The following is a 16,702-nucleotide window of genomic DNA, read 5'->3' on the forward strand; positions in this document are numbered from 1 at the left end:
TTAATTCCTTGCTAACTGTTCTTTTCGAAGTGTTCAAAGTCAACATCTTCTTGTTTCAAACCAGCTTTAGGGTCGTTATAAACATTCTCATCTAACGCGCCTTCGCTCTTTGCAACGACGCATGACACCATGCAGTCACCGGTAATATTCACCGCAGTTCGGGTCATATCAAGCAGTCTATCTACACCGATAATAAGCGCAATACCTTCAACGGGTAAGTTTACCTGCTGCAACACCATGGCCAGCATAATCAGGCCAACACCAGGTACACCAGCGGTTCCGATAGAAGCAAGAGTGGCGGTCAACACTACCATCATATAGTCGCCAAGGCTTAAATCTACGGCGTAAACCTGAGCAATGAAAACGGTCGCTACACCTTGCATGATGGCGGTACCATCCATGTTAATAGTTGCACCCAAAGGCAGCGTGAATGATGAAACTGAATTACCTACACCAAGTTTGTTTTTTGCTGTTTCCATAGTGACAGGCAGGGTAGCGCTGCTGCTTGACGTACTAAAAGCAAAGAGAGCTGCGTCACGCATTTTTTTCAACAGTATGACCGGGTTCAAGCCCGCCAAAACTTTAAGCAAAACAGAATAGGTAACAAGGCCGTGAAGGATCAGAACGCCAAATACTAAGAAGAAGTACTTCGCCAAACTCAATATCGTTTCGCCGCCAATGGTTGAGAATAGCTTTGCCATCAGTACGTAGACGCCGTAAGGCGCTAGGTTCATGATGATTGTCACCAAACGCATGATTACCGTATTAATATCTTCAAAGATAGCGGTGAGGCGTTTGCCCGCGTCACCCGTCATCGCCATTGCTATACCAAAGAGTACTGCAAAAACAATGATCTGAAGCATGTTGCCCTGCGCCATTGAATTTATTGGGTTGCTAGGAAACATATTAACAATAACGTCTGACAGGCTAGGTGCCTCTTTAGCTTGGAACGTGGTTTCAGTGGTAAGATTCAGCCCGTCACCAGGAGAAACGACTAAAGCTATACTCATGGCTAGTGTTATGGCGATTGCGGTTGTGACAACATATAATCCAACCGATTTCGCACCTAGCCTTCCCAGCTTGCTTGGATCTGATAAGGTACTTGTTCCGCATATAAGGGATACGAAAACGAGGGGAACCACTAGCATTTTTAAGCTAGCGATAAAGATTTGTCCGAGAGTAGAAAATATACCTTCGACAAGAATGTTATACGTTGAGAGCTCTAAACCGAATATCGAAAAAGTAAAATCTCCGCTATCATCAAATAATAATTGGAGAAAGACACCAGTCAAGATACCGGCAGCCATGCCGATAAATATGCGAGCGGTTAAACTATATTTATGTGCAGATGAAGACATTAATGTTTCCTGTGCATTTTTATATTTTTAATCTTTCGTAGTGTGCCAGATTTAGTTGATTTTTAAACATAAAAAACGACGCAATTGTCAATAAAAGAGGTTCAGGAACGAATTATGTCGACATTAGCGAGAGTGCTAAGCTTAATTAGCGCAATATTTATGCTAACAGCATGTGGTGGGGGCGGCTCTTCAGTCTCTCGGGATAACACGGATAATGGAAGCGGAGACGGCGGTACAACCACGCCTACCTATTCAATTGCCTTATCGTTAGAAAATGAAAGTGGCGCAAGCGACAACAACTTATCAGAAAACAACAGCCTGTTTGCGGTAGCGACTGTGACAGATGAAGACGGGAATCCGCACTCAGATGCTCTGCTAACTTTTACCCTGAGTAACGAGGAACTTGCCGAGTTTGGAAATGATACCGGCACTGCAAGAACTAACTCAAGCGGTGTCGCCAGAATTCGTTTAGATGCAAGCACGGCTTCGGGTGATGGTGAAATTACCGCAGCGCTAGGCAGTGGCGAAACAGGAACGACAACGTTTTCTGCGACCGCAGTTACCGGCACAGACCCTTCTACAATTAGCGTTTCTCTCTCGTTGCAAAATGATAGCGGCGAGGCTGATAACAACCTTTCATCGAGCAATGCGTTGACGGCAGTTGCAACGGTAACAAATTCACTGGGTGAACCTCAGGCAGATTTGTTGCTTACCTTTTCACTAAGTAACGATGAGCTGGCTACCTTTTCAAATGACACAGCGACTGCACTTACCAATGCAGAAGGTGTTGCAACAATAGGTATGTCGGTAGGAAGCGCGTCCGGTGACGGCGAAGTAACGGCTACTTTACCTACTGGTGAAACAGACTCGACGACTTTTAGTTCTGAAGGCAGTACAACGGTAAGTGAAAACCCGGCATCTCTGGAGCTTTTCGCTGACAGTATTCAGCTGGCTTCAAGTGGTAGTGATGAAGTCGAACTTATTGCACTAGTTAAAAATGAGCAAAGTGTGTTGATGGAAGGGGTTGAGGTAAGCTTCTCAGCAGCAACAGGTGATGGCGTTGAGCTTCAGCTCACGCAACCCGTTACCCTTTCAGATGGTACCGCACGTGCAATACTGACGTCGCAAAACAATAAATCAAACCGTACGATTACTATTACAGCCGGCGCGGGCAGCCTTACTGAGTCGGTTAATATTACAATTGCCGGAACAGAAGTAACTATCAACGGCGCGTCTTCAGTCATTTTAAATGACACTGTTGATTATACCATCCGTCTTCAAGACTCGGATGGCGAGTCTATAAAAAATGAAGATGTTGCCTTAAGTGCCACAAACGGCACCCTTAGCAGCGCCACTGTTAATACCGGGGCTAACGGACAAGCTACTGTGTCATATACAGCATCTGCCTCTGGAGAAAATACCATTACTGCATCAGCACTTAATGCTGAAACAAGCTTTACGGTACAGGTACAGCAAGACGAGTTTAACTTCGTTAACTTACCAACAGAAGAAGTGCCGTTAGGGCAAACACAGACTATCACCGTGCAATGGCGTCAAAACAACACGCCAGTAGTAGGCCAAGAGGTGACCTTTAGCGCCTCACGTGGCGTGATTGACGGCGACTCAACGGTACAAACCGATGCAGAAGGACAAGCAAGTATTGACATTAGCGCCAACAATGCTGGCATTTCTTCAATTACAGCGTCGGCAAGCGACGGAAGCGGCAATGTGTTGGTTTCAGCACTTACTCAAATTGAGTTCATAGCTACTACACCGCACACGCTTATTGCTGATGCATCGCCTGATATTTTAGGCCCTGATGGACAAACCAGCACGATTAGCGCGGTGGTTCGCGATGTAGATGGTAATTTGGTAAAAAACAGTGTGGTTAACTTTACTGTCTCTGACGTGTCTACCGGATTCGTATCGCCCTCTCAAGCAACTACCGACAGTAAGGGAATAGCTACAACAGTCTTTACGTCAGGCTCGGTTTCAACCTTAGAGTCTGTAGTTGTTACTGCCTTTGTTGCTGATGATTCAGCAATAGATGATCAAGTTACTTTAACAGTAGGTGCTCGCGCATTCGATATCTCTCTAGGAACGGGTAATGAGCTTGAAGAACCTACCTCTACATCTTACTTGAAGCGTTTCAGTGTTTTTGTTTCTGACTCAGCTGGACAGCCAGTCAGCGGCGTGAACCTAACTGCATCGGTATCGCCGGCAAAGTATGTGGATAATGGTGAATATCGCACAGGTTTCTGGGTGTATGATGACGACGAATCGCAATGGGTAGCGATAGTAAATCAAAACTGTCTTACAGAAGATGTTAACGATAACGGCATTTTGGATACAACCCCAACCAATGAAGATACCAATGGAGACCAGATGCTTACTCCTGGATTGGTGGGAACCATAACCTTTGCTAACGGCAACGCTGAAACAGATGAAAATGGTTACGCCGAATTAGAGTACCGATACCCGAGCAGTTATGCGGTTTGGTATGATGCTGTTATTTCCGTTTTCGGTCAGTCTACAGGAAGCGAGGCGCAAGCTTCGATGAACTACACGCTTAGTATTTCAGCTGAAGACGTGACCGATGAAGGCGCATCACCGCCGGCTAACCCGTTCGGTGTGACTGACCAGTGTACTTTGGTTACGCCGTAAATGTATACATTATTGAAATTATAAAAAAAGCCGGCTGTTAGCCGGCTTTCTTTTTACTTTTTAAGGCGCTATAGCACTTACCCTTGCTGGAACGGATAAACCGAACCAATCTTCAAAATTTGCGTAAGCTCATCTAGAGCAGTGCGCGACTCAATCAGTAGCTGAGGATCGCGCAAGTCATCTTCGCTTAGTTCATCGCGATAGTGTTTGTCGACCCACGCGTTCAAGCGCGTAAACTGTGTATCGTTGATTAACGTGTTTTGATTTACTGCTTCAAGTTCCTGGTCGTTCATGGCAACGCGCAAACGCAAACACGCCGGGCCGCCGCCATTGCGCATACTCTGTTTAACGTCAAAGAAATTAACTGACTTTATCGGTGTGCCTAGTGTCACTAGCTTGTCTAAATAACGCTTGACGGCTTCGTTTTCCTGACATTCAGTTGGCGCTATTATGGTCATATCGCCACCTGGAAGCGTTATAATTTGCGTATTGAACAAGTAGGTTTTTACTGCGTCTTGAACAGACACTTCGGCAGTCGGCACTTCAATAAAATGAAGCGGTTCGCTCCCAAATTTGGCTTGAAGCTCTTTAAATCCGGCGTCTTTTTGGTAGAACGCTTGCTCGTGGAAGAACAATACATTCTGGTTACCTACAGCGATCACGTCGTTATGGAATACGCCCTGGTCGATTACGTCAGGGTTTTGCTGCATGTAAACTACGCCATCGTCGTCTAGACCGTGTAAGCGAGCGACTGCTTGGCATGCTTCTAATGTTTGGCGAGCCGGGTATTTTGTCGGTGCAGGTTTGCTGGTATCAAATGCGTGACGACCATAAACAAACAACTCAACGCCAGCCTGCCCATAATTGCTGCATAGGCGTGTATGGTTGGCTGCACCTTCGTCACCAAAATGCTCGTTATCTGGTAGGTGCTGATGGTGGGCAAAGTGTTTTTCATTGGCGAATGTGCCGCGCAAAATATTGCCTGTAACCTGAGGCTCTAGTGAGCGATGAAACTTGTTCGTTAAGTTTGCAGGGGTAAAGTGAACGCGACCATCGGCAGTATCGGCACTAGGAGACACAGTGGCGGCGTTTGCAGTCCACATGCTACTAGCAGAGCAACATGCCAAGAAAATCTCGCGAGACTGCTTTGCAGCGCTTTCTAGCACGCGGGCATCAGAACCGGTAAAGCCTAATCGACGAAGTGCCGCAATATCAGGGCGTTCTTGCGGAGCTAATACACCTTGAACCATTCCCATATCGGCCAACGCTTTTGCTTTTGCAAGACCCTGCTTTGCAGCCTGCTTAGGGCTGCTTTTGGCATTCGCATTGTTTAGGGAAGCGACATTGCCAAACGATAAGCCGGCATAGTTGTGGGTAGGGCCAACAAGACCATCAAAGTTAACTTCAAACTGCTTCATACTTTCCCTCATTCTTGTAGTTTTTGCTGTTGACCCCATATGCTACATTCTTAAAGATACTGCGAATAAGTTCATAGCAACGGTAACGCTTTCGCTTTTCTCAGAGTCAAACACGGCACGTCTTTAAACCTGAGTGCGTTGTTAGGTCAGGTTGGAATGGCTGGCATTATACGGCTTTTAAGACCGATGCCAATCGCACTGCTCATTTAATGTACAGTTTTTGTGCGCGTTTAGAGCGGTGGGAAGAATAAGTATGAAGAAGATCTTGTTTTCCATTCACTTTGTAGATATATGTTAAAAAAGAGCGAGTACCCTATATATAGTGTCGGGCTGCTCCAGTTTTCAGAAATTGACGTAAATAGTCATTAAAAATCAATAGGTTTAGTTCAATTATATGGCAAAATCACTGGTCATAGTCGAGTCACCAGCCAAAGCAAAAACGATAAATAAATATCTTGGCAAAGATTTTATCGTAAAAAGTTCGGTTGGCCATGTTCGAGATCTTCCGACGAAGGCGTTAGGCAAAGTAGAGCCTAAAAAACCGGCTAAAGAACTCAAAACTTTAGGCGAAGAAGAGCGTCAAGAATATCTTCGTCGTCACGAATACTTAAAACTTGTAGACAGAATGGGCGTTGATCCAGAGAAAGACTGGAAGGCTCACTATCAGGTGCTGCAGGGTAAAGAAAAGGTAGTCAACGAACTTAAAAAGCTCGCAAAAGATGCTGACACTATCTATCTCGCAACGGATTTGGACCGCGAGGGAGAAGCGATTGCGTGGCATTTACAAGAGCTGCTAGGCAAAAAAGATAAGACATATCAGCGGGTAGTGTTCAACGAAATTACTAAAAATGCGATTCAAGAAGCATTTTCAGACCCGGGCGAGCTAAATATATCTCGTGTTAATGCGCAGCAAGCTCGCCGTTTCCTAGACCGCGTTGTGGGCTTTATGGTGTCGCCATTGCTGTGGAAAAAGATTGCGCGCGGCCTTTCAGCTGGGCGTGTTCAATCGGTAGCGGTTAGGCTTGTTGTCGAGCGAGAGCGCGAAATCAAAGCCTTCGTACCAGAAGAGTTCTGGGATGTACATGCAGACTTGACCAGCCAACAAAAAGCAGCGCTTCGTATGTTGGTTGCCAAGCATCAAGGTAATGCATTTAAGCCTAAAAACAAAGCTGAAACAGACAAAGCACTTGCTGAATTAGAAGGGGCTAACTACACGGTAGAAAGCCGCGAGTCGAAGCCAACGCAAAGTCGTCCTTCTGCGCCATTTATTACCTCTACGCTGCAACAAGCAGCGAGCACACGTTTGGGCTTCGGTGTTAAGAAAACCATGATGATGGCTCAGCGTCTTTATGAGGCGGGTTACATCACCTATATGCGTACTGATTCGACCAATTTGAGTCAAGAGGCAGTAGATAGCGCGCGAGCATATATCTCAGATAATTTTGGTGGTAAGTATTTACCAGATTCGCCTAACCGCTATGGAAGTAAAGAGGGTGCGCAGGAAGCGCACGAAGCGATTCGACCTTCAAATGTGAGCATTAGTGCTGCAAGTCTAGGTGATATGGAGCGCGATGCACAGCGTCTATATGAGCTTATTTGGCGCCAGTTTTTAGCGTGTCAAATGACGCCGGCAAAGTACGATGCAACTACCATCAAAGTAGCGGCAGGGGACTACGAACTTACAGCAAAAGGCCGAGTACTTAAGTTTGACGGTTGGACGCGCGTGCAGCCTCAGCTTCGCAAAAAAGGCGAAGAAGAACTTATGTTGCCCGATGTACAAAAAGGTGATGTGCTTGATCTTAAAGTACTTGATCCTAAGCAACACTTCACTAAGCCAATAGCGCGATTTAACGAAGCGTCTTTGGTGAAAGAGCTTGAAAAACGCGGCATTGGTCGTCCTTCTACGTATGCTAGTATCATTTCAACCATACAAGACCGCGGCTATGTGCGTTTGGAAAATAAACGTTTCTACGCCGAGAAAATGGGAGAAATAGTCAACGATCGTCTGATGGAAAACTTTGACGATTTAATGAGCTACGATTTCACGGCAAACATGGAACAGCATCTTGATGATATTGCTGAAGGCAATAAAGATTGGAAAGATGTTCTTAATGAATTCTACAGCGGCTTTTATGGGAAACTGCTGAACGCCGAAAAAGATCCTGAAGAGGGCGGTATGCGCCTAAATCAGGCAATACCTACGGATATCGCATGCGACAAATGCGGCCGCGAAATGAATGTGAGAACGGCTTCAACCGGCGTTTTCTTGGGCTGTTCAGGTTATAACTTACCGCCTAAAGAGCGTTGCACCAACACCATGAACCTAACGCCTGGTGATGAAGTGGTGAAGGTAGATGACGAGGAAGAGCTTGAAACAGAAGCGCTTCGCTCTAAAAAGCGTTGCCCTAAATGCGGCACTGCTATGGACAGTTATTTGGTAGACGAGACCCGTAAGCTTCACGTTTGTGGTAACAACCCCACCTGTGATGGCATCTTGGTTGAGACGGGAACATTTAAAATTAAAGGCTACGACGGCCCTATTATCGAATGCGATAAATGCGGCAGTGATATGGAGCTTAAGAACGGTCGGTTTGGTAAATACTTCGGCTGTACTAGCGAAGAATGTAAGAATACCCGTAAGCTGCTAAGAAACGGGGAAGCTGCGCCACCTAAAGAAGATCCGGTCGATTTACCTGAGCTTCCGTGTGAAAAGTCAGACGCTCACTTTATGCTACGCGATGGGGCGTCGGGCATTTTCTTGGCAGCGCATAACTTCCCTAAGTCACGCGAGACTCGTGCGCCGAAAGTGGAAGAACTTGCCCGCTTTAGAGATAGAATATCGCCGAAATTCTATTATCTTGCTGATGCGCCAAAAACAGACCCTGATGGTAACCCTGCAATAGTTCGCTACAGCAGAAAGACCAAACAGCAGTATGTGATGTCCGAAAACGAAAACGGAAAAGCCACCGGGTGGTCGGCGTGGTACGACAACGGCAAATGGCAGGAGCAGGCAGCGAAAAAGCCGGCGGCTAAGTCAAAAGCTAAGAAAAAATAACGCTTAGCTTATACATTACGCAGAAATATAAATCCTAAGCCCGAATTTATTCGGGCTTATTACGTCTTGATATATCCATTAGAGTCTTGCACCACAGCTCACGCAAGGTTCGTTACTTAATCAATAGAGAGTGAATTATGGCCTCTTTACAGGATCAACTTTTAAAAGCCGGACTGGCTGACAAAGCGACGGCAAAACAAGCGCGCGCTGACAAACGCAAAAAGCAAAAACAGAAAAATAAGCAGAAACAGCCGGTGGTAGATGAGGCAACGTTAGCAGCCCAGAAAGCGGCGGAAGAGAAAAAAGCCCGTTCTCGTGAGTTAAATCAATTGCAGCAGGAAGAGCGTGAAAAACGTTCGATTGCGGCTCAAGTTAGGCAGCTTATTAACGTTAATAAACAGCCACGCAAAGGTGAAACTGTACTTAATTTCACACACGATAACGTGGTAAAACGCATGTATGTGAGTGAAGAAATGCACAAGCAAGTGACAAAAGGTCGTTTGACTGTGGTGTTACTCGACGATGCTTACGAACTGGTGCCAACGCCGGTGGCTGACAAGATTGCCCAGCGTGATGAGTCTTCAATTATCTATCGCGCAGATTTAGATAAAAGCGGTAGCGATGGAAAAGACGAAGATGAAGACGATTGGTATGCCGACTATGAAATCCCAGACGATTTAACTTGGTAATCTTTTCAAGCTCACCACCTGTGGCTTTAAGAATAGCTCGGTGGTGAGTAAATGCTTTCAACCATAGCTGCATTTACTAACGTGTTAAGGACTTTTCCCAATACCCGCTCTCTATTTGCATGCTCCATTTGCAGTTGAACTTAAAAACCCCTTCATAGCTATCGCTTGCACCACCCTAAAGTATTGTATTTATTGCGACTTTTCACAAATAGTTCGCTTTAGAAAATCTTATATTGGCCGTTAACAATAAAAAAGTTTAGGGAAGGTGTTACCTCTACTTTCTAGTCTATAGTTATTAATGCGCATAAGTATCGTTGCCCCAAATGATTTGCGTTAGATGTTGTTTCTTAATTTAGGAGGGAAGCCATGAATGGTTTACCGAAGCTAGTTCTAGGTGTCGTAATATCATTATGCATGTCACTACCCGTAAATGCTGGGCTATTCAACATCTCCATCAATAATCTTGGAGGGTTAACACCCTCACAATCTAGTGCATTTGACGACGCAATTGCCTATTGGGAATCATACTTAATAGGCGTTCAAAGCGCTTTTGACCACAGTATGATTATAGAGGCAAGTGGAACGCCGATTGATGGTACCGGCGGGATATTAGGCAGTGCAGGTCCGTCAAGTGTTACTCAGCTTTCTGACAGTACTTTTGTTTACGCAAATAAAGGTCGGATGCGCTTTGACACGGCAGATTTAAATAACATGGAAAATAACGGAACACTTTTCGATGTCATCGTACACGAAATGGCTCATGTTATTGGGTTTGGTACTTTGTGGACGACCGATTTTTTTATCGCAGGGAGTCAATCTAATTATGTCAATGGCACAGGGCGCTATACTGGAGAATACGCTTTGGAAATTTATCGCCGTGAGTTCGTAGAAGACGCCACTTTCATTCCTGTTGAACTTGGCGGAGGCGCAGGTACTGCCAATAGCCATTGGGACGAGCCTTGGCCCGGTGGTTCATCGGACTTAATGACCGGCTATTTAGGGCCCTATCCAATTACGTTGAGTGATAACACTGTGGCGTCGTTTGCTGATATTGGTTATTTAACCACTGTTACTCATGCAGTAGATGAGGCTGCTACGGTTTGGCTGTTTCTACTTTCGTTTGGATTAGTACTAAGAAAAAAGTTTCTACCAACTAGTGCGCGCCCTCTGCAAGCTGTGTAATCTAACCAATGCCTAGTTTACTATTGCAAAGCAACATGCTGAATTTATAGAATAAATAATGATGAAAAGCTTGATAAGAGAGAAATATAAAGTGGATAAAGTATATAAAACTCTTATCGGACTTGTGTTAGCGGGTGGCCAATCGCGCAGAATGGGACAAGATAAAGCCCTTATGCGTTATCAGGGAATCACGCTTATTGAACATGCGTCATCGCTGTTAAAAGCTGCAGGGTGTGATGGGGTCTTAATCAACCGAAATGCGGCAGGTTTTTTAGTTGATATTATTGAAGACGCAGGTCCACTGGGTGGTGTGCACGCTGCTATAGATGATTTGTGCAATGCGAACAATGGAAGTGACAGTCTTATTGAATTGCTTGTCCTTCCTGTGGATATGCCCCAGATGACGCCTCAGCTTTTGAAATTGCTAGTATCAGCAGGGCGTGAATCCCAGCGGTCGGTTTATGTGGAAAACCGCTTTTTGCCTTTTTACTTGCCCGTTTCACAGGATATCGCAGCCAGGTTAACGCGTTACTTAGTTAACCAAAACAAGCGTCGTGTGGTGGGGTTCTTGGATAGCATAGATGCTGTTGCGCTTGAAGAAGCTAATCTTGCGCGCCCCAAAAAGGTAAATGGTGAACAAGGAAAACAGAGCGAAAAGATAACCCTTGTGGATGAGGCGCATTGGCTGAACGTTAATACGCCAGGTGATTGGCCTGATGACAAATAACGTCGAACATCAAGCATTAGTTTTAGATGGAACACCTAAAACTCTACGTTTTACTCTTGCTGAAGAGGTCGCATTAAGCATTAGTTACAACGGTATCAACTATGCAGTAATGCTTGTTACGCCCAAAGACATTGAAGACTTTATAGTTGGCTTCAGTTTGAGTAACGATATTATCGAGCATCCTCGCGAGCTCTACGGTATTGAGTTGACTCATCACAACGAACACGTTAATGCCGAAGTCGACATTGCCAACCGGGCTTTTTGGAAGTTAAAAGAAAATAAACGGCAATTGGCGGGAGCGTCGGGCTGCGGGCTCTGTGGTGTCGAAGCACTGGATAATGCATTGCCTCAACTCCAACCTGTAGACCCAATACCCCTGCCAGACGCAAGCTGGTTTGAAGGGTTGCGAAACCTTATATCTCAAGCGCAAGCATTAGCGAAGCAAAGTGGGGCAGTGCACGGCGCGCTCTACATGGATGCTAAGCGCAATGTACTAGCGTGTCGTGAAGATATAGGTAGGCATAACGCGTTTGATAAGTTAATTGGGGCAATCGCAGCTAATAATCTTTACCAGAAGGATTGCCTTGTAGTGCTAACCAGTCGCTGTAGCTTAGAACTAGTGCAAAAAGCGATACGAGCAAAATTACCTTTGCTCGTGACACTCTCAGCTCCTACAGCATCATCAGTTAAGTGGGCTAACCGCTATGGAGTTTCCCTTATCCACGTGCCTAAATATGACCCTCCGAGAGCGTATTCACCGCAATTCGTCCATCCGACTCGGACTTTGAAAGTTTGATCGCAATAAACTTCGACGTTGGCGTGAAGGTTCCGTCGCCGTAGCTTTCTAGAGGTACTAGCGGATTGGTTTCGGGGTAATACGCCGCAGCTTGGCCCGGCGGAATGTCGTAAGCTACCAACATAAACTGTTTAATTTGGCGGGTCTTGCCATCGTTCCACATTGACGTAATATCCACTTTATCGCCGTCTTTAAATCCCAGTTTTTCGATATCGCGTTCGTTAACAAAAAGGACATCACGGGCGCCAAACACGTTTCTGTAACGGTCATCCATACCATAGATAGTTGTGTTGTACTGGTCGTGGGAACGCAGAGTTTGTAAAATAAGGTCGGGCTTTTCACCTTGAGCAACTAGGTCGGCATTTAACAGCGAATCTGGCAGCGAGTTAACGGCAAATTCAGCCTTGCCTGAAGGTGTTAACCAGTGCCTTTCACTTGCTGCGTTACCTAGGTGAAAGCCGCCTGGCTGTGCAAGTTTAGTATTAAAGTCTTTAAAGCCGTCTATGGTATCGGCAATAAGTTCACGAATGTTATCGTAATCGCTAATTAAGACATCCCAGTCTACCGGTGTGTTGCCCAGTGTTGCTTTGGCGATACCCGCGATTATGGCTGGTTCTGAGCGAAGTTCAGGCGAACTCGGCGGTAGTTGACCATAGGAGATATGAACCATAGAAAACGTATCTTCAACGGTTACACCTTGTTGTCCATTAGCCTGCATGTCTACTTCAGTTCTACCTAAGCACGGTAAAATAACTGCATCCTTGCCTGTAGTTAGGTGAGAGCGGTTTAGTTTGGTAGCGATATGTACCGTTAAATCGCATTTTGATAACGCAGCGTGTGTACGGGGTGTATCCGGTGTCGCCTGTGCAAAATTACCGCCTAAGCCGATGAATACTTTAGATTCGCCACTTTCCATAGCCTGAATCGCTTGAATAGTGTTGTGACCCTGTTCTCGGGGTACTGCGAAGTTAAACTTGCTTTCTAATGCATCGAGTAAGGTTTCAGGCGGAGCTTCATTAATACCCACCGTTCTGTCACCCTGCACATTACTGTGGCCCCGTACCGGAGAAAGACCCGCACCGGGCTTACCCACGTTTCCTCGCAATAGCTGTACATTCACAATTTCTTGAACCGTAGCAACAGAGTGCTTGTGCTGTGTAATCCCCATAGCCCAGCACATGATCACCCGTTCTCCGCGCTTGTACATAGTAGCCGCGTGGCATATGTCGTTTTTCGATAAACCGCTTTGTGCTTCAATATGTTCCCAGCTCGTATTGTCGACTACGGCTAAATAGTCGTCCATGCCGTTGGTATGCGTATTGATAAAATCATGGTCAAACACGGGAGGAGCGTTATCCGCTTTTGCTTCCAGCTCCCAGGTTAGCAACCATTTGGCGATGCCGCGCATCACTGCCATGTCACCACCAAGGGAAGGCCTGAAGTAGGCGGTATTGGTTGGCGTTGAGCCATTGGTTAGCATTTCTATGGGATGTTGAGGATGTTGGAACTTTTCTAGCCCGCGCTCTTTTAGCGGATTTAAACATACAACTTGTGCACCTCTGCGAACAGCATCGCGCAGCGGCTCTAGCATACGAGGGTGGTTAGTGCCCGGGTTTTGCCCGATAACAAATATAGTATCCGCTTTTTCAAAATCGTTAAACGTAACCGTGCCTTTACCTACGCCAATGGTGGGCTTCATACCTTGTCCCGAAGCTTCATGACACATATTCGAGCAATCGGGAAAATTGTTAGTACCAAACGCGCGTACAAAAAGTTGATATAGGTAAGCGGCTTCGTTACTTGCCCGTCCTGAAGTATAGAATTCGGCTTGATGTGGTGAACTCAGAGCATTTAAATGTTTAGCGATAAGTGCAAAGGCATCGTCCCATGATATGGATTCATAATGATCAGTTTGAGCATTGAAGCGCATTGGGTGTGTAAGTCTACCTTGTGATTCTAACCAATAGTCAGTGTGCTTCTTTAGTGAACTTACTGAATGGTTTGAGAAAAACGCAGGGTCGACATAACGGCCGGTAGACTCCCAGTTCACTGCTTTAGCACCGTTTTCACAAAACTTCACTAATCCGCTTTCAGGTGACTCACCCCAAGCACAGCCCGGGCAGTCAAAACCCTTATCCTGATTGGTTTTAAGCATCGCCCGTAAATTTTTAAGCGGCTTCTCGCTCTGGATCCAGCTTTGCGTTACGCTTTTCAAAGCGCCCCATCCGCCAGCGGGTTTGTCGTAATATTTGATGTTGCGCTTATCACTCATTTTCTGCCCCTGTGCCCGCGCGGGTGTTTGCTCATGTTTACAAGACCTAATAGCAAAGCACCTTAACTATTTTTAAACGGTGTTCCAATTAATTACGCCGACTAAATTAAAGGGTTCATCAATTAAACCCTTATTTCCTGTTGCCAGTTTTACTAGGTAAGGTGCTACGACCGCTATATTCTTAAGATGAAGTAAGCGCTTTAGCTTTGTAGTAAAAATGCTATGCGTTACACTAAGCAAGTAGGTAACAAGCTTTAGTTTTTTACTTTTGGATTTTTACAGCACCAGTTATAGCGCGCTTTTTAAACATTAATAATAAAAACTCATCGAGACAACATGGTTTCTTGGCAATCACTTACATTTAATGAACTTACGAATAACCAACTCTTCGACCTGCTTAAACTGCGAGTCGATGTTTTTGTTGTTGAGCAAAACTGCCCCTATCCGGAACTAGACGAAAAAGACCGGCATCCGCAAACCCATCATTTAATGGGTTTTGAAAATAATAAACTTGTGGCGTGTGCACGGTTACTTAGTAAAGGCGTAAGTTACCCATCGGTAAGCATAGGCCGTGTGGCGACTGGTGAAGCCTTTCGGGGCAAAGGTGCGGGCAAAGCTCTTATGCGTGAAGCCATTAATCATTGTGAGGCATTATGGCCGGGGTGCGATATTGAAATTGGTGCACAAGAGTATCTAAAACGCTTTTATGAAAGCTTTGGGTTTGAGGCAACTTCGACGATGTACTTGGAAGATGATATCCCTCATATAGATATGAAAAGGCAAGGCACCGCAAAAGCATAGTTCGGAGACTAGCTCGAAAAATCGGTTAGCATGACCTTACAGCCTTGGCTCAGGTGCCTAGCCAGAGTGTTAAGCGACCTTATTTACTCTTGCCAACCGATTAGCGGTGCTTTTATAGGTATCTAGATAATATCAATTAAGACCCGAATGCTTATTTCGCATTCGGTAGTTGAGATACCAGCTCATCTAGCCCGTTCACTACAGTGTCAGGCGATAGCGCTAAAGGGTAGAGCACTTTGCCCGGTCGAGCGATAAACGCTGCTTGCCAGCCCGCCTGTTTAGCCCCAGCTATATCCCAACCGTGAGCCGCGACTAACATAGCGTCTTCTGCTGCTATGCCCATTTTTTCAATAGCCCATTCATAAGTGCGTGTATCTGGCTTGTACAAGTTAATATCTTCAACGCTAAGTCGCTCGTCGAAGTAAGACAGTAGGTCTGCATTTTTAAACTGGGTATACACGCCTTTATTTGAGGAGTTGGTAAGGCTCACCAGTTTATAGCCCTTATCTTTTAACGCTTGCAAGCCATCGCGTACGTCTGGGTGTGGGGGTAGGCTTCGCAAAGGCGTGACAATTGCCGTTTTAGCCTGGTCTTTGGTTAATTCAATACCTTCAATTTCAGCAACCATCAATAGTGAGGCAACGCCAATTTCTCCAAAGGTATGGAAGCGACCAGTGGTTGAGTCGACCAGAGAGTGATGCAGCATGGTAGAGAACCAAAGCGGTAACAAATCATCTCGCCCTCCCAGTGCTTTACCTACCGAGCTGCGCATGGCGGTAAGGTCGAGAAGGGTCTCGTTTACATCAAAAAAGATAACTTTAGGTGCCCGCAATTGTTTTTTATCTACCTGTATTGCATTGGTACTTTCTGCTTGCGCGAAAACAGGTGATGATAAAAGGCCAAGGCCTAAAGCGGTTGCACAACATATTCGTGAGAGTAGTGAAGAAAGTGAACGGGCCATAATTATCCTTTATAGATTTGAACGAGTGTTCAAGTTAGGCCGGGTAACACACGAATGCAATAGCTAATGAGACGAAACGACTATTTTCTGGTGGTCAACCGATAGCCGTTACCTCTAAGAGTTTCAATAAATATGGCATCACTGCTGTGAAGCTTTTGTCGCAGCCTACTGATATAGACATCAACAACATTAGTTAGCGGATCGCTGTGGCTTCGCCATACTCGACTTAATATGCGTTCTCGAGACAGCACTTTTTCAGCATTTTCGGCGAAGTAATAGAGCATGTCGTATTCTAATTTCGTGAGTGTAATTTCTTCCCCTAACAGTGTCGCAATACGAGATTCGTCATCGATAGTTAATGGCCCGATGGTGAGTCCTAATTGGGTAACCGGTGTATTTGCCACTCTTCGGCTTAAGGCCGTAATACGCGCTAGCAGTTCGTCAAAATCAAAGGGTTTACATAGATAATCGTCTGCACCTTGTTTTAAACCATTCACGCGCTCTCGTACCTCATCTACTGCTGTAAGAAGTAAAACCATAGGAGCATGAGGGAGAGATTTAATTGCAGGCAACAGTTCTACGCTATCTTCGTCGCCAAACATGCGATCGAGTACGATAATGGCTGGGGAATCGTGTCGAATGCGCGTCACCAAGTTGTGCAATGCCGACTCTTCGATACACTCGAAGCCTTCCGCGCTTAAGCCTCGCGATAAAAAGCGAAGTAGTGGTGCTTCGTCATCAGCAATAAGAATCTTCATTATTGTTATGGTCCTATTCGT

Annotated in this window: 12 protein-coding genes; 7 read left to right on the forward strand and 5 right to left on the reverse strand. The window is 45.5% G+C overall.

All coding sequences use genetic code 11. From position 1 onward, the window contains the following. Positions 1-11: 11 nt before the first annotated feature. Complete coding sequence (locus ACYX4M_RS14985) at positions 12-1,358, reverse strand: dicarboxylate/amino acid:cation symporter (protein WP_476080708.1); 1,347 nt, start codon at positions 1,356-1,358, stop codon at positions 12-14. Between the two features lie 114 nt (positions 1,359-1,472). Between ACYX4M_RS14985 and ACYX4M_RS14990 the strand changes: the two genes are divergently transcribed. Continuing rightward, positions 1,473-4,022, forward strand: a complete 2,550-nt coding sequence (locus ACYX4M_RS14990) for an Ig-like domain-containing protein (RefSeq protein WP_476080709.1) — start codon at positions 1,473-1,475, stop codon at positions 4,020-4,022. Positions 4,023-4,099: 77 nt separating this feature from the next. On the opposite strand, the gene astB is transcribed toward ACYX4M_RS14990, so the two are convergent. Beyond that, positions 4,100-5,440, reverse strand: coding sequence for an N-succinylarginine dihydrolase (gene astB, locus ACYX4M_RS14995; protein WP_476080710.1), 1,341 nt, complete (start codon positions 5,438-5,440; stop codon positions 4,100-4,102). Positions 5,441-5,834: 394 nt separating this feature from the next. Here astB and topA point away from each other — a divergent pair, with 394 nt between their 5' ends. From topA to fdhD, 5 genes are all read left to right on the forward strand, one after another. Beyond that, a complete protein-coding gene (gene topA, locus ACYX4M_RS15000; protein ID WP_476080711.1) occupies positions 5,835-8,495 on the forward strand; it encodes a type I DNA topoisomerase in 2,661 nt (886 codons plus the stop codon). 137 nt (positions 8,496-8,632) lie between these two features. Continuing rightward, positions 8,633-9,184 carry a DUF2058 domain-containing protein gene (locus ACYX4M_RS15005; protein WP_334058135.1) on the forward strand — a complete coding sequence of 184 codons (552 nt, stop codon included), beginning with the start codon at positions 8,633-8,635 and terminating at the stop codon, positions 9,182-9,184. A gap of 366 nt (positions 9,185-9,550) precedes the next feature. Then, on the forward strand, positions 9,551-10,366 hold the full coding sequence (locus tag ACYX4M_RS15010; RefSeq protein WP_476080712.1) for a leishmanolysin-related zinc metalloendopeptidase: 816 nt from the start codon (positions 9,551-9,553) through the stop codon (positions 10,364-10,366). A gap of 58 nt (positions 10,367-10,424) precedes the next feature. Then, complete coding sequence (mobA, locus tag ACYX4M_RS15015) at positions 10,425-11,093, forward strand: molybdenum cofactor guanylyltransferase (protein ID WP_476080713.1); 669 nt, start codon at positions 10,425-10,427, stop codon at positions 11,091-11,093. Then, positions 11,083-11,889 (forward strand): formate dehydrogenase accessory sulfurtransferase FdhD, encoded by an 807-nt coding sequence (gene fdhD / locus ACYX4M_RS15020; protein ID WP_476080714.1) that lies wholly within the window; start codon positions 11,083-11,085, stop codon positions 11,887-11,889. The genes mobA and fdhD overlap by 11 nt, the downstream gene beginning before the upstream one ends. Here the strand turns inward: fdhD and ACYX4M_RS15025 are convergent. After that, complete coding sequence (locus tag ACYX4M_RS15025) at positions 11,822-14,161, reverse strand: FdhF/YdeP family oxidoreductase (protein ID WP_476080715.1); 2,340 nt, start codon at positions 14,159-14,161, stop codon at positions 11,822-11,824. The genes fdhD and ACYX4M_RS15025 overlap by 68 nt on opposite strands. Positions 14,162-14,497: 336 nt before the next feature. Here ACYX4M_RS15025 and ACYX4M_RS15030 point away from each other — a divergent pair, with 336 nt between their 5' ends. Then, on the forward strand, positions 14,498-14,962 hold the full coding sequence (locus ACYX4M_RS15030; RefSeq protein ID WP_476080716.1) for a GNAT family N-acetyltransferase: 465 nt from the start codon (positions 14,498-14,500) through the stop codon (positions 14,960-14,962). 151 nt (positions 14,963-15,113) lie between these two features. On the opposite strand, the gene ACYX4M_RS15035 is transcribed toward ACYX4M_RS15030, so the two are convergent. Both ACYX4M_RS15035 and ACYX4M_RS15040 read right to left on the reverse strand, forming a co-directional pair. Next, complete coding sequence (locus tag ACYX4M_RS15035) at positions 15,114-15,923, reverse strand: haloacid dehalogenase type II (RefSeq protein ID WP_476080717.1); 810 nt, start codon at positions 15,921-15,923, stop codon at positions 15,114-15,116. Between the two features lie 80 nt (positions 15,924-16,003). Further along, positions 16,004-16,681: a response regulator transcription factor gene (locus tag ACYX4M_RS15040; protein WP_476080718.1), complete on the reverse strand. Its 678-nt coding sequence runs from the start codon at positions 16,679-16,681 to the stop codon at positions 16,004-16,006. Between the last annotated feature and the right edge of the window lie 21 nt (positions 16,682-16,702).

It is taken from the genome of Alteromonas sp. ABV4_150, from assembly GCF_056311745.1.